Annotated in this window: 18 protein-coding genes; 9 read left to right on the top strand and 9 right to left on the bottom strand. The window is 70.7% G+C overall.

Annotated features, from left to right (window positions below; genetic code table 11):
- The first annotated feature begins 126 nt into the window (after positions 1 to 126).
- The gene (locus tag GWK15_RS10900; RefSeq protein WP_245211520.1) at positions 127 to 2,547 is read left to right on the top strand and encodes a recombinase; all 2,421 of its coding nucleotides are present in this window, start codon (positions 127 to 129) and stop codon (positions 2,545 to 2,547) included.
- On the opposite strand, the gene GWK15_RS10905 is transcribed toward GWK15_RS10900, so the two are convergent.
- From GWK15_RS10905 to GWK15_RS10930, 6 genes are read right to left on the bottom strand one after another with little or no spacing between them, the layout of a single operon-like run.
- The gene (locus GWK15_RS10905) at positions 2,548 to 3,744 is read right to left on the bottom strand and encodes a hypothetical protein (RefSeq protein WP_168041302.1); all 1,197 of its coding nucleotides are present in this window, start codon (positions 3,742 to 3,744) and stop codon (positions 2,548 to 2,550) included. It abuts the gene before it with no gap.
- Positions 3,741 to 4,871, bottom strand: coding sequence for a hypothetical protein (locus GWK15_RS10910; RefSeq protein WP_168041303.1), 1,131 nt, complete (start codon positions 4,869 to 4,871; stop codon positions 3,741 to 3,743). The genes GWK15_RS10905 and GWK15_RS10910 overlap by 4 nt, the downstream gene beginning before the upstream one ends.
- Positions 4,872 to 4,917: 46 nt before the next feature.
- On the bottom strand, positions 4,918 to 5,700 hold the full coding sequence (locus tag GWK15_RS10915; protein ID WP_168041304.1) for an enoyl-CoA hydratase/isomerase family protein: 783 nt from the start codon (positions 5,698 to 5,700) through the stop codon (positions 4,918 to 4,920).
- Between the two features lie 30 nt (positions 5,701 to 5,730).
- Positions 5,731 to 6,669: a 2-hydroxyacid dehydrogenase gene (locus GWK15_RS10920; protein ID WP_168041305.1), complete on the bottom strand. Its 939-nt coding sequence runs from the start codon at positions 6,667 to 6,669 to the stop codon at positions 5,731 to 5,733.
- Positions 6,666 to 7,955 (bottom strand): phosphopyruvate hydratase, encoded by a 1,290-nt coding sequence (gene eno, locus GWK15_RS10925; protein WP_168041306.1) that lies wholly within the window; start codon positions 7,953 to 7,955, stop codon positions 6,666 to 6,668. The genes GWK15_RS10920 and eno overlap by 4 nt, the downstream gene beginning before the upstream one ends.
- On the bottom strand, positions 7,952 to 8,959 hold the full coding sequence (locus GWK15_RS10930; RefSeq protein ID WP_168041307.1) for a phosphotransferase family protein: 1,008 nt from the start codon (positions 8,957 to 8,959) through the stop codon (positions 7,952 to 7,954). Before GWK15_RS10930 ends, eno begins: the two co-directional genes overlap by 4 nt.
- Before the next feature lie 127 nt (positions 8,960 to 9,086).
- Between GWK15_RS10930 and GWK15_RS10935 the strand changes: the two genes are divergently transcribed.
- The 7 genes from GWK15_RS10935 to GWK15_RS10965 all read left to right on the top strand — a co-directional run bounded on the left by GWK15_RS10935 (position 9,087) and on the right by GWK15_RS10965 (position 15,924).
- Positions 9,087 to 10,676, top strand: a complete 1,590-nt coding sequence (locus GWK15_RS10935) for an ABC transporter substrate-binding protein (RefSeq protein WP_168041308.1) — start codon at positions 9,087 to 9,089, stop codon at positions 10,674 to 10,676.
- Between the two features lie 105 nt (positions 10,677 to 10,781).
- Positions 10,782 to 11,750 (top strand): S1C family serine protease, encoded by a 969-nt coding sequence (locus tag GWK15_RS10940; protein ID WP_168041309.1) that lies wholly within the window; start codon positions 10,782 to 10,784, stop codon positions 11,748 to 11,750.
- Positions 11,751 to 12,305 carry a cupin domain-containing protein gene (locus GWK15_RS10945; RefSeq protein ID WP_168041310.1) on the top strand — a complete coding sequence of 185 codons (555 nt, stop codon included), beginning with the start codon at positions 11,751 to 11,753 and terminating at the stop codon, positions 12,303 to 12,305.
- 95 nt (positions 12,306 to 12,400) lie between these two features.
- Positions 12,401 to 13,738, top strand: a complete 1,338-nt coding sequence (locus GWK15_RS10950) for an ABC transporter substrate-binding protein (protein ID WP_168041311.1) — start codon at positions 12,401 to 12,403, stop codon at positions 13,736 to 13,738.
- A 68-nt stretch (positions 13,739 to 13,806) separates the two neighbouring features.
- Complete coding sequence (locus GWK15_RS10955) at positions 13,807 to 14,721, top strand: carbohydrate ABC transporter permease (RefSeq protein WP_168041312.1); 915 nt, start codon at positions 13,807 to 13,809, stop codon at positions 14,719 to 14,721.
- Positions 14,718 to 15,545: a carbohydrate ABC transporter permease gene (locus GWK15_RS10960; protein ID WP_168041313.1), complete on the top strand. Its 828-nt coding sequence runs from the start codon at positions 14,718 to 14,720 to the stop codon at positions 15,543 to 15,545. Before GWK15_RS10955 ends, GWK15_RS10960 begins: the two co-directional genes overlap by 4 nt.
- Positions 15,546 to 15,603: 58 nt before the next feature.
- Positions 15,604 to 15,924, top strand: a complete 321-nt coding sequence (locus GWK15_RS10965) for a hypothetical protein (RefSeq protein WP_168041314.1) — start codon at positions 15,604 to 15,606, stop codon at positions 15,922 to 15,924.
- On the opposite strand, the gene GWK15_RS10970 is transcribed toward GWK15_RS10965, so the two are convergent.
- The gene (locus GWK15_RS10970; RefSeq protein WP_168041315.1) at positions 15,925 to 16,464 is read right to left on the bottom strand and encodes a carboxymuconolactone decarboxylase family protein; all 540 of its coding nucleotides are present in this window, start codon (positions 16,462 to 16,464) and stop codon (positions 15,925 to 15,927) included.
- Between the two features lie 125 nt (positions 16,465 to 16,589).
- On the opposite strand from GWK15_RS10970, the gene GWK15_RS10975 reads away from it, so the two are divergent.
- On the top strand, positions 16,590 to 18,011 hold the full coding sequence (locus tag GWK15_RS10975; protein WP_168041316.1) for a M20 family metallopeptidase: 1,422 nt from the start codon (positions 16,590 to 16,592) through the stop codon (positions 18,009 to 18,011).
- Between the two features lie 57 nt (positions 18,012 to 18,068).
- Here the strand turns inward: GWK15_RS10975 and GWK15_RS10980 are convergent, their stop codons facing one another.
- Both GWK15_RS10980 and GWK15_RS10985 read right to left on the bottom strand, forming a co-directional pair.
- The gene (locus GWK15_RS10980; RefSeq protein ID WP_168041317.1) at positions 18,069 to 19,271 is read right to left on the bottom strand and encodes an ABC transporter substrate-binding protein; all 1,203 of its coding nucleotides are present in this window, start codon (positions 19,269 to 19,271) and stop codon (positions 18,069 to 18,071) included.
- A gap of 26 nt (positions 19,272 to 19,297) precedes the next feature.
- Complete coding sequence (locus GWK15_RS10985) at positions 19,298 to 20,329, bottom strand: branched-chain amino acid ABC transporter permease (RefSeq protein ID WP_168041318.1); 1,032 nt, start codon at positions 20,327 to 20,329, stop codon at positions 19,298 to 19,300.

The raw sequence follows: 20,329 nt of genomic DNA on the forward strand, positions 1-20,329 counted from the left end.
ACCATCCCTAGCGGTTGATTGGCCTGGGACACACAACATCTAGTGGCAACGAAGTGGCATTCCTGATACCACTTGTCCTGCCGGCGCGACGCGGAGGGGCGACGCGGCCGGAAGGGGAATGTCGCGATGGATGGAATGCAGGCCGGTGCCCGTCTGGCACCGAACGGGATGGTGCGGCCGCTGCCCGGGGGCGCCTTCGGGGAGGCGCCGCTGACGCCGCGCCCGCTCGATGCCGGCATGGGCCTGGCCGTCGCCCGCCGCACCGTCTTCCGCCCTGAGGATGCCGAATGCTTCGGCCGCGTCGCCGACCGTGTCGCGGAAGGGAACATGTCGTTGCTCGGCCGTCCGCTGGGCGCGCGGGAGGTCGCGGAACGCGCCCGCCTGCGCAACGCCATCGCGACCGGCGCGCTGATCACCTCCGGTCGCCACCTGCAGCATGGCGATGCGCAGCAGGCCAGCCGCAACATGGAGGTCTTCACCAACTGCGCGACGGCGATCGCCTCCTTCGCCAAGTTCTACCTGCTGCTGAACGGGTCGGGCGTCGGGCGCGCGTATGACGACGCACTGGTCGCGGTGGACTGGGCGCAGGCGCCGGACGTGGTGCTGCACCTCTCGCCCGACCATGCAGACTTCCCGAGCGACCGCGCGGCGCTGCACCGCTTCGGCACCGAATTCGGCCTGCTGCCCTGGGGCACCGGCGAAGCGGCGTTCGACGAGGCCGCCGTGCGACGCTTCATCGCGGAGGAATGGCTCGCTTCGACTGCCGATGCGCCGGCGGGCGCCATCGTGCACGCCATCGAGGACAGCCGCGAAGGCTGGGCCAAGGCGATCGAGCGGCTGGAAAGCCTCGCCTTCGAAGGCGCGCGCGGCCGCACGCTGGTGCTGGACTTCTCCGCCATCCGCCCGCGCGGCGCGCCGATCGGCGGCATGCAGGGGCGGCCGGCCTCGGGGCCTCTGTCGCTGATGCGCGCCTTCATGGCGATCCGCCGGGATGTCATCGCCCCGGCGCGCGACGGACGCCTCGCCGAACCCTGGGAACAGGCGATGCTGGTCGACCACCACCTCTCGGTCGAGGTGCAGGTCGGCGGTGCACGCCGCGCCGCGCGCATGGCGACCAAGAACTGGCGCGACCCGGGCATCATCCGCTTCATCCGCGCCAAGTCCGAAGGCGGGCTCTGGACGGCGAACAACTCCGTCATGGTCGATGCCGCCTTCTGGCGCGGTGTGCAGGCTGCCCGCGCCGGGTCCGCGCGCGCCGAGGACAAGCGCGCGCTCGAGGTCTTCGAGGAAGTCACCCGCTGCGCCTTCGTCAACGGCGAGCCCGGCTTCATCAACGGCGACATGCTGGAGGACCACCGGACCGGCCGCGCGCGGGAGAAGCCCGTGCACCATGACGGCCGCGACGTGCGCTCGGCGCGCTACCAGGTGGACCATGCCTCCGCGTTGCTGGCCGACCTCGCGGCCCGCGCGGCCGAGGCGCATTTCCCCTGCACCACCAACCCCTGCGGCGAGATCGTCCTGCACGTCACCGGCGGTTATTGCGTCATCGCGGATTTCGCGCCGCTGCTGGCCTGCCCGATCGATCCGGCGACGGTGATCCCGGGCGTGATGCCCGACGCCATGGCCGCGGACTGGGACAACCGCGTGGAGGATGCCGTGCGCCTCGGCGTGCGCTTCCTGATGCGGGCGAACTCCATGGACGCGCTCTATGCCGAGGAGGTGCGGCGGACCAACCGCATGGGCATCGGGCCGACCGGGCTGCACGAATGGGCCTGGGCCCGCTTCGGCCTCGGCTTCGACGACCTGCTCGACGAGGCGAAGGCCGCGCCGTTCTGGGAGGCGCTGGCGCGCTTCTCGGAGGCCGCGAAGGAGGAAGCCGACGCCTATGCCGAGGAACTCGGCCGCGTGCGGCCCTTCACCGTCACGACGGTGAAGCCCGCCGGCACAACCTCGAAGCTGTTCGGCCTGACCGAGGGCGCGCATCTGCCGGCCCGGCGTCAATACCTGCGCTGGGTGCAGTTCAAGGGCACCAAGGGCGAGTCCGGGAACTGGCTGCCGGATTCCGATCCGCTGCTCGCGGACTACGAGGCGCGCGGCTATCCGGTGCGCACGCTGCGATCCTTCCCCGGCATGAGCATCGTCGGCTTCCCGACGCTGCCGCTGATCCAGCGGCTCGGCCTCGGCGACCGGCTCAAGACCGCGCCGGAGGCCAGCCCGGAGGAGCAGTATCGCTGGCTGTCCCTGATGGAGCGCCACTGGATCGGCGCCGAGCGGGGCAACCAGATCTCCTACACGCTCAAGGTCTATACCGACCGGCACGACCTCGAGGCCTTCCGCGACATTCTGCTGACGCACCAGCCGCAGGTGCGCTGCTGCGCCGTGCTGCCCTCGGCGCCCGATGCCGCGCTCGGCTACGAATACCTGCCGGAGGAAGAGGTCGATGAAGCCGAGTTCCAGGCCATCGTCGCCGCCATCCGCGACCCCGCGCTGCATGAGGCGCTGGACATGGCGCACCTGGCCTGCGCCGGCGGCGTCTGCCCGATCTGATCAGCCGTCGAGCAGGCGCAGCGCCGCCTCGGGACCCGCCAGGATCTCGGTGAGCCTGGCAAGGTCCGCCGGGTTCGCCCCTGGCGCGGCGCGCAGCGCGCCGAAGGCGTCCGTCACGCGGCGCAGCGCGGCGTCGTAGGCGGTCGCGCCGCCCAGGGCGCGCCCGGCCTGTTCCAGCCGGCGGATCGATCGCGCCGTGCGCTCGATCTGCATCATCGCGCCGTCGTCGATGCGCCCCGCGTTGCGGGCCATGGGCTCGATGAGGCTTTGAGTCGTCGCGTCGACGAACGCGGCCCGGCAGGCCTCGTCCACCTGGCGGCGCAGCGCGGCGACGCGCTGGCGGCGTTCGGGGCGGCGCACCATCGGGGAGGCATCGAGGTCCTCGATGGCCTCGGCGAAGGCTTCCGCGAGGCGGGCGGCGCCGGCCGCATCGCCCGCCGGCAGGTCGGGCGTGCAGCCCTCGAGCCAGCGGTCGAGCACGCGTTCCGCGCTGCCCGGCGGCGCGGCGCGGGATGCCGCGGCGGCGGCCGCGACGGTGCCGGGCCGCGCGGCCTTGAGCAGGATGGTGGCGATCATCGCCTCGATCACCATGGGGTCCTCACCGGCGGCGGCGGCGATGGCGTCGCGGACCATCGGCTCGGGCGGGCCCTCGGCGGCGAGGGCCAGCGCGGCCCAGAGCGCATCGGCGTGGCGCCAGACGCCGGCCGACAGCGCGGCGCAATGACGGAAATCGGCGGGGCCGAGGCCGCTCGCCTCCCATTGCGGCGGCATCGCCACGGCCGCCGCCGCGGCGGCACGCCACAGCCGCCGTCCGGCGCGCTCGATCGCGGCGGCATCGGCGAAGGTTGCGCCGGCGAAGACTTCCTCGATGGCGGCGGCCTCGGCGCCCAGCGCCTCCTGCATCGCGGTCCCGATCGGAAGCAGGGCGCTGCGCGGCAGCGTCCCCTCCTTCCGGTTCCAGGCGCGCGGATCGACGATGGCGCCGTCGAGCGGCAGGAAGAGCAACCGCGCGAAGGAGATCGGCCGCGGCGGCCGCAGCCGCCGCAGGCGCGGCCGCGCGGCGTCGAGCAGCCGGTCGGCCTCCCGCCGGTCCGCCATGCGGTCGAAGACCGCGACGACGCGCGCGAGCGCCTCGTCCGAGGCCGCGGCGACGGCGTGGGTCAGCCGACGCTGCTCGGCGGCGTTCGCTCCGCTCATGCGGCCCGCGCCCGGAGGCGCTCATTGCGCGCGACGATCTCGATCATGCGGCCGCTCCGCCAATCCTCATTGGCGCGGACCAGGCGGCGCAGGCGGGTCGGGCGGTCCCAATCCTCGGTGACGCCGAGCCAGTCCTCGACCTCCCGCGGCATGACGGGGGCGAGGAGGGCCATTTCCCACAGCGCGCCGGGGCGGGTGTCGGGCTCGGCGTCGCGCCACAACTCGCAGATCACCTGCCAGCCATCGAGCAGCCAGTCCGGCCGCGTGGCGCGCCGGCCGAGCGGTGCTGCGTCCTCCCGCCAGGCGCGCAGCAGCGTGGGCGTGTCCGACAGCAGCCCGTCGAGGTCGCGGAAGGCGGCGTCCGCGCAATGCAGCGTCAGCTTCGCCGCGTCGGTGACGAGCACGGCCGCGTGCTGTTCGCCCGGATCGGGGCTCTGGGCGATCCAGAGCTCGATCTCCTCGACCATGCGGCGCAGGCCGGCGACCAAGGCGCGGGTGCGCGAGACAGTGCGGTCGCCCGGCACGCCGACGCCGCAGAAGGCGGCGGCCAGCGCCTCGAGCCAGGCGGCGACGATTTCGGCGCTGACGCCGATGCGCGGGGCGAAGCGCGCCACGGCGCGGCGGGCGCGCGATTCGATGTTCTGGGGCGTGTCGGATTGCGGGGGAATGGCGGCTTCCTCCCGCGTCTCGGTGCGGCGGATCAGGTCGAGCAGCAGCAGGAAGTTCGCGCGCATCCGGGCGGCGGATTCGGCCCCGCGCGCCTCGGCGACCGCGGCGGCGGCGGCGCGCCCGGCCAGGCCCTCGGCCGCGACGGCGCGCGCTGTCTCCCGCACCAGGGAGGGTGTCACCGCCGTCTGGTCCGACAGCCGCTGCCACAGGCGCCGGTCATGCAGCGTGGGCGAGCAGACCTCGGGCATCGCGGCCCAGGGGACGATGTAGAAGCCGCGCCCACCGGCGGGGTTGGAGATGACGAGTTCGAGCCCCGATCGCGTCTCGGTCGGGCGGATGCGCGCGCCGAGCAGGAAGGGCGTGGTGAAAGGCACCGTCACGCCGCGGTCGAGGAAGGTCGCCGGCTGGTAGGCCGCCGTGCCGAAACGCTCGAGGAGGTCGTGGCGGATCGCTGTCATCCGGCGCGCATCCTGGCGCGCCGGAGGTAAAGGAGCGGTGAGCGCCTCAGCGCCCCTGGAACACCGGCTTGCGCTTGGCGAGGAAGGCCTCGGCCGCGTTGCGGAAGTCCTCGGTATAGGCGAAGGAACCCTCGCGCTCGCGGTCGGCCGCGCTGATCGGCTGCGCGCCCCGCAGCTTCTGCATCGCATACTTGTGGAAGCGCGCCGAGAGCGGCGAGCCCTGCGCGATGCGCTCGGCCAGCGCCGCGGCTTCCGCATGCACCGTGCCGTCGGGCACCAGGCGCGACAGCAGGCCCTTGCCGAAGGCCTCCTCGCCCTTGAAGACGCGGCCCTCGATCAGGATCTCGGCGGTCACGGCATAGCCGCAGATCTGCAGGATAGGGTCGATCTCCTCGAAGGCATAGTAGATGCCGAGGTTGCGCGCGGGGATGCCGATCCGCGTGGCCTCCGACCCGATGCGGAAGTCGCACATGGTCGCGATGCCGCAGCCGCCCCCCATGGTCCAGCCCGAACAGGCGGCGATGGTCGGATGGATGCAAGTGCGGATGGCGTGGAAGGCGTTGTGCAGCTCGCTGCCGTAGACCGCCTCGCGTTCCGGCGTGCCGCGCTCGCGCGCGAAGGCGGAGATGTCGGCCCCGGCGCAGAAGGCTTCGGTGCCGGCGCCGCGCACGATCACCGCGCGCAGGGATTCGTCGGCCGAGAGCGCGTCGAACGCCTCCCCCAGCGCGATCCACATCGGCAGGTCGAGACAGTTGCGCTTGTCCTCGCGGTCGATGAGGACGGTGGCGACGACGCCCTCGCGGGACGTCTTGATCAGGTCGTGCGGCATGGCGCGCCCCTTTAGCCTGGATTGGGTCGCTCAGGCGACCCGGTGCAGCAGCGGCTCCCTGGCCGCGAGGCGCCGGACATTCTCCGCCGCGATGGCGAAGGACCGGTCGAAGGTGCCCGTGGTCAGCCAGGCGATGTGCGGGGTGACGACGACGTTGGGCAGGCTGAACAGCGGGTCGCGCGGATCGGCCGGTTCCTGGGCGAAGACGTCAAGACCGGCGGCGGCGAGGTGGCCGGACCGCAGCGCCTCGGTCAGCGCGGCCTGATCCACCAGGCCGCCCCGCGCCGTGTTCACCAGCACCGCGCCCATCTTCATCCGCGCGATCGCGCCGGCGTCGATCAGGCCGCGGGTTTCCGGTGTCTCGGGGATGTGCAGGGAGACGATGTCGGCTTCCGACAGCAGGCCGGCGAGGGTGCGGTAGGAGCCCTCGGCATCCTCCTTCGGCGTGCGCGCGGTGTAGAGCAGCCGGCAGCCCAGCGCCGCGAGCACCGGGGCGAGCAGGGCGGGGATGGCGCCATAGCCGACGAGGCCCACGGTCCGCCCGCCCAGTTCGAACAGGCTGTCCTGCAGTTCCGGCTGCTGCGACCAGCCCTGGCCGGCGCGCGTCGCGGCGTCGAAATGCGCGACGCGTCGCAGCGCGGCGAGCATCAGCAGCAGCGTCAGTTCCGCCACCGCGCGCGAATTGGTGCCGGGCAGGTTGCACACCGCGATGCCGCGTGCCTTCGCCGCCTCGACGTCGATGGTGTTCACGCCGACGCCGATCTTCTGGATCAGGCGCAGCCGCGGCGCGGCGGCGATGTCGGCGGCCGAGAGCGGCCGCAGCACGTGCCAGATCGCCTCGGCCTCCGGCAGGGCACGGGCGAAGGCGGCGTCGTCGGTGTCCGACACGACCGTGAGGTCGAGGCCCGGCAGGTGCGACAGCCGCTCCGCGAGCCCGGGCCCGGCGCGGTAATGCAGCAGGACCTTCATCGCCGCGAACGGCCGAGCACCGCGCCGCCGGCGAAGCGCGCGCGGGCGCCGAGGCCTTCCTCGATGCGCAGCGCCTCGTTCCACTTCGCCATGCGCTCGGAGCGCGCGAAGGAGCCGACCTTCAACTGCCCGACGCCCCAGCCAAGCGCGAGGTGGACGATGGTGACGTCCTCCGTCTCGCCCGAGCGGGCGGAGACGATGCCGGCATAGCCGACCTCCTTCGCCGCCTCCCACGCCGCCTTGGTCTCGGTCAGCGTGCCGCGCTGGTTGGGCTTGATCAGCACGGTGTTGGCCGCGCCCACCTTGGCGGCCTCCCGCACGCGTGCGGCGTCGGTGACGAGGAAGTCGTCGCCCACCACCTGCACGCGGTCGCCGACTTCCTTGGTGAAGGCGGCGAAGCCGTCCCAGTCGTCCTCGGCCAGCGGATCCTCGATGGAGGCGATCGGATAGGCCTTGAGCCAGCCGAGCAGCATCCTGATCATGCCGTCGGTGTCGAGCTCGCGGCCTTCGAGGCCGAGGCGATACTTCCCGCCCTTGCCGAAATCGGTCGAGGCGATGTCGAGCGCGATCGCGACCTGTTCGCCCGGCTTGAAGCCGGCGCGCTCGATCGCGGCGACGAGCGTCTCGAGCGCCTGTTCGTTGGCGTCGAAGGCCGGCCACCAGCCGCCCTCGTCGGCGACGCCCTGCAGCTTGCCGCGGTCCTTCATGATGGCGCCGGCGGCGCGGTAGACCTCGGCGGTCCAGTCCAGCGCCTCGGCGAAACTCGTCGCGGCCGGGCAGATCACCAGGAAGTCCTGGATGTCGACGCGCCGCCCGGCATGGGCGCCGCCGCCGAGGATCTGGATCTGCGGCAGGGGCAGCAGCGTTGCATCCTCGCCGCCCAGATGCTTCCACAGCAGCATCCCGTTCGCATGCGCCGCGGCGTGTGCGGCGGCCATCGAGACCGACAGCGTGGCGTTCGCCCCGAGCCGCGACTTGTTCGGCGTGCTGTCGAGCGCGATGAGCTTCGCGTCCAGCCCCGCCTGGTCGGCCGCATCCATGCCGAGGATCGCCGGGGCGATCACCTCGTTCACCGCGGCGACCGCGCCCCTCACGTCATAGCCGCCGAAGGCGGTGCCGCCGTCGCGGCGGTCCAGCGCCTCGCCGCTGCCGGTGCTGGCCCCCGCGGGCGCGATGGCGAGGCCACGCGCGCCGCCGGCCAGGCGCAACTCGGCCTCGACCGTCGGGCGGCCGCGGCTGTCCCAGACGCGGCGGCCGCGTACGCCCGCGATGATCGTCGAACTCATTGAGTGATCTCGTCCTCCCAGGCCCGGCGCACCGTCCGCAGCCGGTCCGGCGGCGCCAGCAGCAGCGCGCGCGCCACGCGGCGCACGCGGTCCTTGTCCTTCTCCTCGGTCAGGTACTCGACCGGGCTCTTGCCGTCCACGCGGGCCAGGAACAGGCCGGGCAGCAGGCTGGCGGCGCGGGATTCGACCACGGCGGGCGCTTCCCATCCCACGCCCACCAGGTAGGCCGTGGCCAGCGCGTCGAAGCAGGCGAGGAAGCCCTGCGCCGCGCCCGGGTTCCACAGGCACTTCAGCAGCAGGTGGTTGAGGCAGAAAGCGAGGTCGAAGGCCGGATCGCCCCACCAGGCGCATTCCGCGTCGAGGAAGACCGGTCCTTCCGGCCCGACGAGGATGTTCTTCGGGCTGACATCGCCATGCACCAGCGTGCGCTTCGTCGCCGCCGTCCGCGCGACCAGCGCGCCGAGCTGCGGGGCGAGGTCGGGATGCGCGGCGGCGGTGGCGACGAGGTAGGGCTCGAGCCGGATCGCGTGGAACAGGTTGTCGGTCGGGAAATCCGAAGCGAGTTCCGGCCGCTCGGCCATGCGCGACTGGATGCGCGCCAGGCGGCGCCCGACCTCGGCGGCGAAGCCGGCATCGGCCTCCCCGTCGCGCAGGCGCGCCTTCCATACCGGATAATCCTCGGGCGGCAGCCACTGCATCGCCAGCGTGCCGGTCGCCTCATGCTGGCCAAGCAGCTCGGGCACCGCCGACGGCGCTGCTTCCCGCGCCCGGGCCAGCCATCGCGCCTCGTAGCGGTTGCGCACGACCGGCGCACGCCAATCCGCCGCGACCTTGAGCTTCGCCAGCGCGCGCTTGACGCAGACGTCGCGTCCGTCGGGCAGGACGACATGCCAGATGTCTGAGGATACGCCGCCCGACAGCGGCACGCCGTGCGCCGTCGCCCCCGGGGCGAGCAGCCCCATGGCGCGCAGGCCTTCCTGCATTTCTCCCGGAACGTCTTCCATCCGGCACAAGCGTAGCGCAGTCCGGCCACATGACCAGAGAGGGCAATTTCCGGGCTGTGCAGCGGGGATGCGGCTGCTAGCGTCCCAGCATTGGGAGAAAGCCGGTCACAACAAATCCGGAGGCAACATGTCCGTCAGCCGTCGTTCCGTCCTCGCCCTTACCGCGGCGGGAGTTGCAGCGCCGCGACTTGCCGGTGCACAGGGCGCCAACGTCCTGCGGTTCATTCCGCAGATCGACCTCGCCTTCCTCGATCCGCACTTCACCACCGCCTATGTGACGCGCGGCCATGGGCACATGGTCTTCGACATGCTCTACGGGTCGGACGCGTCGTTCAATCCGCATCCGCAGATGGTGCAGGGCCACACCATCGAGAATGACGGCAAGCTGTGGAACCTGACGCTGCGGCCGAACCTGTTCTGGCACGACGGGGAAAGGGTGACGGCGCGCGACTGCGTCGCCTCGATCCGGCGGTGGGCGAAGCGCGACGCGCTGGGCGGGGCGCTCATGGAACGCACCGACGAGCTCAGCGCGCCCGACGACCGCACCATCCGCTTCGTTCTCAAGCGGCCCTTCCCGCTGCTGCCGGCGGCGCTCGGCAAGGTGACCTCGCCGATGCCGGCGATGATGCCGGAACGGCTCGCCAACACCGACCCGTTCACGCAGATCACGGAGATGGTCGGCAGCGGCCCCTTCCGCTTCGTCGCGAACGAGCGGATCGCCGGGTCGCGCAACGTCTACGTGAAGTTCGACCGCTACGTCCCGCGCGAGGACGGGCCGATGGAATGGAATGCCGGGCCGAAGCGCGTCTTCATCGAGCGCGTCGAGTGGACCACCATTCCCGACGCCGCCACGAAGGTCGCGGCCCTCGCGCAGGGCGAGCAGGACTGGTGGGAGAACCCCACCCACGACCTGCTGCCGCTGCTGCGGCGGAACCGCCAGGTGAAGATCGAGGTGACCAACCACACCGGTTCGGTCGACATGATGCGGCCCAACCACCTGCAGCCGCCCTTCAACAATCCGGCGATCCGCCGCGCCATGCTGCACGCCTTCAGCCAGGCGGATTTCATGCAGGCGATCGTCGGCAACGACGCGGCGATGTACCACGTCCCGCACGGCGTCTTCTGCCCCGGCACGCCGATGGCGAGCGAGGCCGGGCTCGAGCCGCTCAAGGGCCCGCGCGACCTCGCCAAGGTCAAGGAGATGCTGAAGCAGGCCGGCTACGCGAACGAGAAGGTCACCCTGCTCGCCGCCGTCGACTACGCCCAGTTCAAGGCGATCGGCGAGGTCATGGCCGATGTGATGGGCCGCATCGGGATGAACGTGGACTATGTCGCGACCGACTGGGGCACCATGCTGTCGCGGCGCAACAACCGCGGCCCGGTCGACCAGGGCGGCTGGTCCTGCTTCAACACCGGCTGGGAGGGCGTGGACCACATGGACCCGTCCAACCACTATGCCATCCGGGGCAACGGCAACGACCGCGCGGGCTGGCCCGGCTGGTGCGTCAGCCCGAAGCTCGAGGAACTGCGCGAGGCCTGGTTCGAGGCGCCGACCATCGCCGCCCAGCAGGAGATCTGCCGCCAGATCCAGGTCCAATGCATGGTCGACGTGCCCTCGATCCCGCTCGGCCAGTACCTTCAGCCCATCGCCTACCGCGCGAACGTCACCGGGGTGCAGAAGGGCTTCCCGACCTTCTGGAACGTGCGGAAGGGTTGAGGGACAGGCAGGTCAGCCCCGCCGGGGCCGCGCGCCATGCGCGCCCCGGCGGACCGTGCTAGAAGCGGGCAGCCGACCTCTATCGCGGAGCGCCGACGGACCAGCATGGCCAAGGACGATTGGGATATTCCGGAGCACCTGCAGCCCGATCCGACCGACTACGACTTCGACCTCGGCAGCGCCCTCGGCGCCATCGTCGGCCTGCGGTCGACCGTGCCGGCGGATGCCTTCACTGCCCGGGTGCTGGGGACCGAGCGCGAGGGCAGCGGCGTCGTCATCCGCGACGGGCTCGTCCTGACCATCGGCTACCTGGTGACCGAGGCCGAGACGATCTGGATCACCGCCGCGGACGGCCGCGCGGTGCCGGGCCATGCCCTGGCGGTCGACCAGGAAACCGGCTTCGGGCTGGTGCAGGCGCTCGGTCGGCTGGGTGTCGCGCCGTTGGAATTCGGGGACAGCGAGACGGCGCGGATCGGCGCGCCCATGGTGCTCGCCGCCGCGGGCGGGCGGGGCAACGCCGTCGCCTGCAAGCTGGTCGCGCGCCAGCCCTTCGCTGGCTACTGGGAATACCTGCTGGAGGACGCGCTGTTCACCGCGCCGGCGCACCCGTCATGGGGCGGGGCGGGGCTGATCGGGCCGGACGGCAAGCTGCTCGGCATCGGATCGCTGATCCTGCAGCAGGGGGAGGAGGGCCGGCGGCTCGACCTCAACATGGTGGTGCCGGTGCACCGGCTGACGCCGATCCTGGACGACCTGCTCGCCTATGGCCGGGTCAACCGTCCGGCGCGGCCCTGGCTCGGCCTTTATGCGACCGAGGACGACGAGGGCGTGGCGATCGCCTCCCTCGCACCCGGCGGGCCTGCCGAGAATTCGGGGGTGCGCACCGGGGACCGCGTGCTGTCGGTGGACGGCGCGGCGGTGACGGACCTCGCCGAGCTCTGGCGCGCGGTCTGGTCGTGCGGCGATGCCGGGGCGACGGTGAAGCTGAAGCTCGGCCGGTCGCGCGGCACGCGGGACGTGACGGTGGTCTCGAGCGACCGGGCGAGTTTCCTCAAGCACCCGAGGATGCACTGAATGACCGGCGTGATCGTCGTTCCGCCCGGCCAGGGCGAGCAGCACTGGCAGCCCCAGCCGGCCAATGGCTGGATCGAGGTGCTGGCCGCGCCCCGCTTCGCCGGCGCGCCGGCGGGCTTTTCGGCCGGACTGCAGGAACTGCCCCCGCTCGGCAAGATCCGCGAGCATGCCCATCCGGCGCAGACCGAGATCTTCTGGATCGTGCAGGGCCAGGCGCTGGCACGGCTGGACGGGTCGGTGCGGCGCATCACCGCCGGCACCTTCATGGTGGCCCCGCCCCATGCGCGGCACGGCTTCATCAATGACGGCGATGTGCCCTACCGGATGCTGTGGATGCTGATCCCGGCGGGGCTCGAGGATTTCTTCATCGCCATCGGCCGACCGAAGGGCCCGGGACTGCCCGACCCCACGCCCTATCCGCGGCCGACCGAGACGGGGTCGATCGAGCTCGCCACCGTGTTCGAGACGCTCGATCCGCCGCCCGAGGCACCCTGGGACACCGCGCCGATCACCGATCCGTCGGTCCTCGAGCCGCTGCGCCGCATCGCCACCTGAACTCCGGCTTGCGGCGCGACGCGCTTCCGCCGAGGATCGCGCCCGGGACCAAAGGGGCGGCCGCGCAGACGGCGCCCCGATCCGGAGGAAACGACATGACCCGTGGCATCAGCCGCCGCCAGGCGCTCGCAGCCGGCTCCGCCCTGCTCGCGGCGCCCGCGATCGTCGAGAAGGCCAATGCGCAGAGCGCCTTCGACTGGAAGCGATTCCGCGGCGAGCGGATCGAGGTCACGGTCCAGCTTTCCCCCCGCGGGCAGCTGCTGCAGCGCGGCAACCAGGAATTCGAGGAACTGACCGGCATCCGCTGCGGCATCGAGGTCGTGCCCGAGCAGCAGCACCGCCAGAAGATCATCGTCGAGTACGCCTCCGGCCGGCCATCCTTCGACGTGGCGGAACTCAGCCTGCACGTGAACAAGCGGCAGGTGGGCAAGGCGCGGTGGAACACCGACATCCGCCCGCTGATCCAGGATACGAACCTGACCTCGCCCGATTTCGACTTCGCCGATTTCGGCGCGGGGATGGTGCAGTACGCGACCCAGGCCGACGGTCGCATGGACAGCCTGCCGGCGTTCGCCGACTACTTCATCATCTACTACAACAAGGAGCTCTTCGCGGCCCGCAACATCGCCGTTCCCACCACCTGGGACGAGATGTACGAGGCGGCGAAGCGCCTCGCGGACCCGTCGCGGCAGGTCTATGGCCATGTCGGGCGCGGCCTGAAGAACGCGAATGTCGTGCTGTGGTCGTCCTACCTGCTCGGTACCAACCAGCGGGACATGATCGACGGCAATCGCCAGCTCATCACCGACACGCCGGACGCGATCTGGGCCGGCGAGATGTACAAGAAGTTCCTCCGCGACGTCTCCCCGCCCGGCTCGATCGGGTTCAACTGGAACGAATGCCAGACGACCTTCATGCAGGGCCGCGCGGCGATGTGGGTGGACGGCATCGGATTCGCGGCGCCGCTCGAGGACCGCGCGCGGTCGCGCGTGGCCGGCAAGGTCGGCTATGCGCTGGTGCCGAAGGGGCCGGGGGCGAACCACCATTGCGCGCTGTTCGGCGCCGGCTACGGCATCCCCGAGGCGTCGCGCAAGAAGGGGCCGGCCTGGTATTGGCTGCAGTGGGCGCTCAGCAAGCAGAACCAGCTGCGCTTCCTGACCACCGGTGCCGGCGTGCCGGCCCGCTCCTCGCCCTTCAGCAACGAGGAAGCGATCGCCGCGAGCACCTTCCCGCGCGAGTTCTTCCAGACGCTGTCCGCCAGTGCCCGCATCGCGCGCGCCGGCCTGCCCGAGATCGTGCCGGTGACGCAGTTCCGCGACGTGATCGGTACGGCGCTGACCAACACGATCAGCGGCGCGGACGTCGCGACCGAGCTGCGCCGCGCGACCGCCGAGTTCCGCCCGGTGCTCGAGCAGAGCGAGCGCGAGAGCTGAGACCCGCCGGGGCGGGCGCCGCCGTCGCGGCCCCGCCCCGCACACCGGACGCGGCGGAGGACTGACCCTTGGCGAGCGACATCGCCCTATCGCAGGCAGCGGCGGCGGAGACCAAGCGCCGCCGCAACTATGCGCGCCACTACGCCTGGTTCGTGGTGCCGGCGGCCGTCGTCGTGATCGCCGTGATCATCTTTCCCTGGGTCTTCACTCTCTATGTCTCCGCCTTCAACTGGCACCTGGGCGGGGAGCGGGAATGGGTCGGCTTCGGCAACTACGTGAAGCTGTTCACCGACAGCCGCTTCGGCTGGGCGGTGGCGCGCACGCTGTTCTACACGGGGCTCGCGGTCGTGCTGCCGATGATCTTCGGCCTCGCCGCCGCACTCGCCTTCCATCGCAAGTTCCCGTTGCGGGGGCTGGCGCGCACGGTGTTCATCCTGCCGATGATGGCGACACCCGTCGCCGTCGCGCTCGTCTGGACCATGATGTTCCACCCGCAACTCGGGGTGCTGAACTGGCTGCTGAGCCAGGTCGGCCTGCCGCCCAGCCTCTGGGTCTACAGCGCCGAGACGGTGATCCCGACGCTCGTGCTGGTCGAGGTCTGGCACTGGACGCCGCTGGTGATGCTGCTGATCCTGGGCGGCCTCGCCTCCCTGCCGACCGATCCCTATGAGGCGGCGAAGATCGACGGGGCCAATGCCTGGCAGGCCTTCCGGCACATCACTATGCCGCTGCTCGCGCCCTTCGTCGTGGTGGCGCTGATCATCCGCACCATCGACGCGCTGAAGGCCTTCGACACCATCTACGTCATCACCCAGGGCGGTCCCGGCCAGGCGAGCGAGACGATCAACATCTTCCTCTACCTGCAGGCCTTCGCCTTCTACAACGTCGGCTACGCCAGCGCCGTGGTGGTGGTGTTTTTCGCGATCATCATGCTCCTCGCCGCGCTGTTGCTCTGGACCCGCCAGCGGGTGAAGGCGACATGAGGAAGCTGAAGCGCACCCTGTCGAACGCCGCCTTCGGCGTGTCGGTGCTGCTGCTGGTCTCGCCGGCGGCGCTGGTCTTCCTGTGGATGCTGTCGCTGTCGCTGAAGAATGAGCTCGACAACACCGCCTTCCCGCCGATCTTCATCCCGGACCCGCCGACGCTCGACAACTATCGCGAGGTCTTCGCGCGCAACGACTTCCTGCTGTTCGCCTGGAACAGCGTGGTGGTGTCCTTCTCGGCGACGGGCCTCGCACTCGCGATCGGGGTGCCGGCCGGCTACGGCATCGCGAAGATGCGCGCCATGCGCGCGGCGGCGCTGATCCTGATCGCGCGCATCACGCCGGGCCTGTCCTACCTGATCCCGCTGTTCCTGCTGTTCCAGTGGCTCGAGCTGACCGGGACGCTGGTGCCCATCGTCATCACGCACCTGGTCATCACCGTGCCGATCGTGGTCTGGGTGATGATCTCCTTCTTCGAGGGATTGCCGGCGGAGCTCGAGGAAGCGGCGCTGGTGGATGGCGCGACGATCTGGCAGGCCTTCCGCTACGTGGCGATGCCGCTCGCGCGGCCGGGCATCACGGTCGCCACCATCCTCGCCTTCATCTTTTCGTGGAACAATTTCGTCTTCGCCATGGTGCTGGCGGGGCGCGAGACGCGCACCCTGCCGGTCGCGGTCAACAACATGCTGACCTTCGAGCAGATCTCCTGGGGGCCGCTCTCGGCCGCGGCGCTGCTGGTGACGGCGCCGGTGCTGATCCTGACGCTGCTGGCGCAGAAGCAGATCGTTGCCGGATTGACCGCGGGCGGTGTCAAAGGGGCGTGAGCGCAGGCTTTCAACACGGGGCCAACCTGCCTACTATCTAATGGACAAGGAGGCCCGCATGAGCCTGCGCCGCATTCCGCCCGCCGTCCGCTTCATGGTCCTGCATGGCCTGGTGGGCTTCGGCCTGTCCGCAATCTTCGTGGCGGCCGTGCTCTGGGCCGATCCGGGTGGGGTGGGCAGCCTGATCCTGAAGCATGGTGGGCTGCCGGTCATCGCCATGCTGTGGTTCTTCAGCGGCCTGACCTTCGGTTCGGTGCAGATCGGCACGGCGATCATGCTGCAGGACGGTCAGGACGAAGGCGGCCGTGGCCGCCGGATGCGCCTGCCGCCGGCGCTGCGCCCGGTCCCGGTCGCCCTTCCTGCCCGTCGCCGCGGCTGATCAGGCCTCTGCCGTCGCCTCCTCCTCGATGCCGAGGGCCGAGGAGAATCGGTTGAAGAAGCCGGTCAGGGTGATGCGCAGCGTCAGTTCGACGATCTGCGCATCGGTGAAATGCTCGCGCAGCGCCCGGAACAGGCGCTCGGGCACGCGGTGGCTGTTCTCCCAGGCCGCGACGGAATAGGCGATCACGGCGCGGTCGCGATCCGTCAGCGACGGATGGTCGAGGCCTTCCGGCAGGGCTTCCACCACCTCGGGCGGGATGCCCTCCACCGCCAGGAAGGGCTGGTGGTGACCGATGCAGTAGTCGCAGGCGTTCAGTTTCGACACCACCACGATCGCCAGTTCCAGGCAGCGGCGCGGCAGCGTTCCCGCGGCACGCAACTCCATCAGCATCGGCATCAGGTGGCGCAACACCGCCGGCACATGCGCGAAGACCTCCAGCTGCCCTTCGAAGGGGCCGTAGGTGGTCACGTAACGCTGCCAGATGGCGGCGAGGTCCTCGGGCAGGTCGTCGGGGCGGACGGGCGTCACGCGGGGCATGGCGGTCTCCTCCTGGGCCAATGATGCTGCGGCGCGGCGCGGGCAGCGTCCAGGGGCGGGCGCTGGACGGGCCCGCCGCGCGGCGCGAGAGTGCGCCCCGTCATTCGCCCACGAAGGAACCCGGCATGCGGAATACCGAAGAGATCTGGCGCTACGTCGACGCCAAGGCCGAGGACGCGATCGGGCTCGCCGACCGGGTCTGGGGCATGCCCGAGCTCTGCTATGCCGAAGTCCGGTCCTGCGCCGAGCACACCGCGATGCTCGAACAGCACGGCTTCCGCGTGACGAAGGACGTCGCCGGCATCCCGACCGCCGTGATGGGCGAGGCGGGGGAGGGCGGTCCGGTGATCGCCATCCTCGGCGAATACGATGCGCTGCCGGGCCTGTCGCAGGAAGCGGGCGTCGCCGAGCACAAGCCCCTGCCGGGCGACGGGTCGGGCCATGGCTGCGGGCACAACCTGCTCGGCGCGGCCTCGCTGCTCGCAGCCTCGGCCGTGAAGGACTGGATCGAGAAGAACGGCATCAAGGCGCGCGTGCGCTACTACGGCTGCCCGGCCGAGGAAGGCGGCGCGGCCAAGGGCTTCATGGTGCGGTCGGGCGCCTTCGACGACGTGGACATGGCGATCTGCTGGCACCCGGCCGCCTTCACCGGCGTGAACGAGGCGGTCTCACTCGCCAACACGCGCATCGACTTCTCCTTCACCGGCCGTGCCTCGCATGCCGCGGCGGCGCCGGAGCTCGGGCGCTCGGCGCTCGACGCGGTCGAGCTGATGAATGTCGGCGTCAACTACATGCGCGAGCACATGCCCTCGGACGCGCGCATCCACTATGCCTATCTCGACGCCGGCGGCATCGCGCCCAACGTGGTGCAGGGCACGGCGAAGGTGCGCTACCTGATCCGCGCGAAGGACCTGGTGGGGCTGAACCAGCTCGTCGCGCGGGTGCGCAAGATCGCTGATGGCGCGGCGTTGATGACCGAGACCTCGGTCAGCACCAAGGTGGTGAGCGCGGTGTCGAACCTGCTCGCCAACACGCCGCTCGAGCAGGCGATGCACGAGAACATGCAGCGCCTGGGTCCCCCGCAGTTCGACGAGGATGACCGCGCCTTCGCGCGCGAGATCCAGAAGACCCTGTCCGACGAGGACATCGCCGCCGCCTTCCGCCGCCATGGCCTGAAGGTCGAGCGCGACAAGGCGCTGTGCGACATCATCGTCCCGCTGGATGCGCATGGCAGCGGGGGGGTCGGTTCGACCGACGTCGGCGACGTGTCCTGGGCGGTGCCGACGGTCCAGGCGCGCGGAGCGACCTATGCCATCGGCACGCCGGGCCATTCCTGGCAGCTGACGGCGCAGGGCAAGTCCGGCATCGCCCACAAGGGCCTGGTGCATGTCGCGAAGATCATGGCCGGCACCGCGGTCGACGCCATCGTGAAGCCCGAGCTGCTGGACGCGGCCAAGGCCGACCACAAGGCGCGCACGGATGCGCACCCCTATGTGTGCCCGCTGCCGCCCGACGTGAATCCGCCGATCAAGATGTCGGCGGACTGAAGCCAATCTGCCGGCCCGCCCCGCCCCCGTCCCCTGGGGCGGGCCGGCAGGACGTCGTCAGACGTCGGCCCCCTGGATCACATCCCCGAACCGTTCCCAATGCGCGCCGCTCCATTTCTGGAGCTGCATCTGGCGGATCGGATGGAAGTTGGTCGGGCTGGTGCTGACCTTGATGCCGGGCAGCAGCAGCGGCACCTCGAGGTCGTGGATGTTCGCGACCTGGCGCATGATGTTCTCGCGCGAGAAGTCGCCCTCGCACTGGCGCAGCACCTGCATCAGCGTGAAGGAAACGTTGTAGGCGGTGGCATAGCCGCTGTCGGACATGTCCGCCTCGGGCAGGTATTTGCGCATGAATTCGCGCCAGGCCTGCATGTGCCGGTCGTCGTTCCAGACCGGGTCGGTGATGTCCTTCTGGTAGGCCGAGGTGATGATGCCGACCCCGCGCTCGGGTCCGGCCGGGCGCATCACCGCGGCGATCGAGATCGACACGTTGGACAGGAAGTGCATCGGCTGCCAGCCGATGTCATGGACCTTGCGGATGGTCTGGGCGGCGAATTTCGGCGTCGCGGCCGTGACCAGCACGTCTGCGCCGGTGCCGCGCAAGGAGACCACCTGCGAATCGATTGTGGGGTCCGTGACCTCGTAGGAGGCGGTGGTGACCATCTGGTCGAAGCGCGCGCCGAGAACGTCCTTCACGCCGGTGACGTAGTCCTTGCCGAAGTCGTCGTTCTGGTAGAGCAGCGCGACCTTGGCGTTCGGCTTCTGCTCCAGCATCCACTTGGCGTAGATCTGCGCCTCCGTCCGGTAGGAGGGCTGCCAGCCGATGGTCCAGGGCGTGTCCTGGTAGTTGCCCCATTTGTCGGCGCCTGTCGCAAGGAACAGGTGCGGCACGCGGCGCTGGTTCACGTAGCGCACGATGGCGGAGTTGGACGGCGTGCCGAGGGTGTGGAACAGCAGCGCGACGCGATCCTGTTCGACCAGGCGGCGGGTCTGTTCGACGGCGCGGGGCGGGCTGTAGCCGTCGTCGTAGGTGATGAAGTTGATCTGCCGGCCGCCGACCCCGCCCTGGTCGTTGATCATCTTGAAATAGGCTGCGTCGCCCCGCCCGATCACGCCATAGGCCGAGGCCGGGCCGCTATAGGGCATGAAGTTGCCGATCTTGAGTTCCGTCGCGGTCACGCCGACGGTCACCGCGGCGCCGATCCTCGGCGCGGCCAGCATCGCCGCCGAGGCGGCGAGGAGAGTGCGACGCTGCATCATCTTGGGTCCTCCCTGGATGTCGTGGTTCAGCCCTCCGGGCGCCGCCGCAACAGGGCGCGGATCCGCTGGGGGAAGCCCGCGAAGCCTTGCGGCAGCAGGTAGAGAAAGAAGATCAGGATCACGCCGTAGATGACCCCGGGCGCGGCGCGCGAGATGGATTCCGCGAGGTTCGGGACGAACACGGCGAAGACCCCGCCGAACAGCGGCCCGACGATGGAGCCGACCCCGCCCACCACCAGGCCGACGAACAGCGTGATCGACAGTTCGACCGAGAAGCTGTCGGGGGCGACGAACTCGATCGCGATCGCCGAGAGCGCGCCGGCAAGGCCGGTGATGCCGGCGCTGAGCGCGAAGGTGCGCGTCTTGATCCGGGCGATGTCCATGCCCATCGCCTCTGCGGCGATGGAATGGTCGCGGATCGCGCGCATCGCGCGCCCGATCCTGCTGTGCAGCAGGTTGTGCGCGAGAAGGAAGATCGCGACGGCGAAGGCCAGGACGACCAGGTAGAGGAACTGGTCCGCATCGAGGCCGAGCCCCTCGGGCGCGTCCGGCTTGCTGATGAAGACGCCCTGCACGCCGCCGGTCCAGTCCTCGACGCCCTTGTATTTGAGGATCTGCGGCACCGCGACGGCGAGCGAGAAGGTGGTCAGCGCGAGATAAAGCCCGCCGAGGCGCAGCGCCGGGAAGCCGATGCCGAAGCCGAAGGCGGCGCAGATCAGGGCGGAGACCGGCAGCGTCTCCCACCACGGCAGGTCGAAATGCGACATCATGATCGCGGTGGCGTATGCGCCGACGGCGTAGAAGGCGCCGTGGCCGAGCGAGATCTGCCCGTTGAAACCGGTGACGATGTTCAGCCCGAGGATCGCGATGGCGAAGATCAGCGCGAGGGTGAGCTGGAAGAGCTGGTAGCTGCTGGCAAAGAGGGGCGGCAGCACCGCCGCGACGGCGACGAGGCCGAGCAGGCCCAGCAGCCGCAGTGGCCGCGCCGCGCTGCGTTCCGCGGCGCCGGCCGCCGGCAGCGCGATCCCTGTCCCGATCCGGTCGCGGCCTGCGTCCAT

The organism is Neoroseomonas oryzicola (assembly GCF_012163135.1).
GTDB classification, from domain to species: domain Bacteria; phylum Pseudomonadota; class Alphaproteobacteria; order Acetobacterales; family Acetobacteraceae; genus Neoroseomonas; species Neoroseomonas oryzicola.

Bases quoted from the DNA above. Each gene is read 5' to 3' on its own strand.
- GWK15_RS10900 (WP_245211520.1), top strand. From the start codon at position 127: ATGGATGGAATGCAGGCCGGTGCCCGTCTGGCACCGAACGGGATGGTG.
- GWK15_RS10905 (WP_168041302.1), bottom strand. From the start codon at position 3,744: ATGAGCGGAGCGAACGCCGCCGAGCAGCGTCGGCTGACCCACGCCGTC.
- GWK15_RS10910 (WP_168041303.1), bottom strand. From the start codon at position 4,871: ATGACAGCGATCCGCCACGACCTCCTCGAGCGTTTCGGCACGGCGGCC.
- GWK15_RS10915 (WP_168041304.1), bottom strand. From the start codon at position 5,700: ATGCCGCACGACCTGATCAAGACGTCCCGCGAGGGCGTCGTCGCCACC.
- GWK15_RS10920 (WP_168041305.1), bottom strand. From the start codon at position 6,669: ATGAAGGTCCTGCTGCATTACCGCGCCGGGCCCGGGCTCGCGGAGCGG.
- eno (WP_168041306.1), bottom strand. From the start codon at position 7,955: ATGAGTTCGACGATCATCGCGGGCGTACGCGGCCGCCGCGTCTGGGAC.
- GWK15_RS10930 (WP_168041307.1), bottom strand. From the start codon at position 8,959: ATGGAAGACGTTCCGGGAGAAATGCAGGAAGGCCTGCGCGCCATGGGG.
- GWK15_RS10935 (WP_168041308.1), top strand. From the start codon at position 9,087: ATGTCCGTCAGCCGTCGTTCCGTCCTCGCCCTTACCGCGGCGGGAGTT.
- GWK15_RS10940 (WP_168041309.1), top strand. From the start codon at position 10,782: ATGGCCAAGGACGATTGGGATATTCCGGAGCACCTGCAGCCCGATCCG.
- GWK15_RS10945 (WP_168041310.1), top strand. From the start codon at position 11,751: ATGACCGGCGTGATCGTCGTTCCGCCCGGCCAGGGCGAGCAGCACTGG.
- GWK15_RS10950 (WP_168041311.1), top strand. From the start codon at position 12,401: ATGACCCGTGGCATCAGCCGCCGCCAGGCGCTCGCAGCCGGCTCCGCC.
- GWK15_RS10960 (WP_168041313.1), top strand. From the start codon at position 14,718: ATGAGGAAGCTGAAGCGCACCCTGTCGAACGCCGCCTTCGGCGTGTCG.
- GWK15_RS10965 (WP_168041314.1), top strand. From the start codon at position 15,604: ATGAGCCTGCGCCGCATTCCGCCCGCCGTCCGCTTCATGGTCCTGCAT.
- GWK15_RS10970 (WP_168041315.1), bottom strand. From the start codon at position 16,464: ATGCCCCGCGTGACGCCCGTCCGCCCCGACGACCTGCCCGAGGACCTC.
- GWK15_RS10975 (WP_168041316.1), top strand. From the start codon at position 16,590: ATGCGGAATACCGAAGAGATCTGGCGCTACGTCGACGCCAAGGCCGAG.
- GWK15_RS10980 (WP_168041317.1), bottom strand. From the start codon at position 19,271: ATGATGCAGCGTCGCACTCTCCTCGCCGCCTCGGCGGCGATGCTGGCC.
- GWK15_RS10985 (WP_168041318.1), bottom strand. From the start codon at position 20,329: ATGGACGCAGGCCGCGACCGGATCGGGACAGGGATCGCGCTGCCGGCG.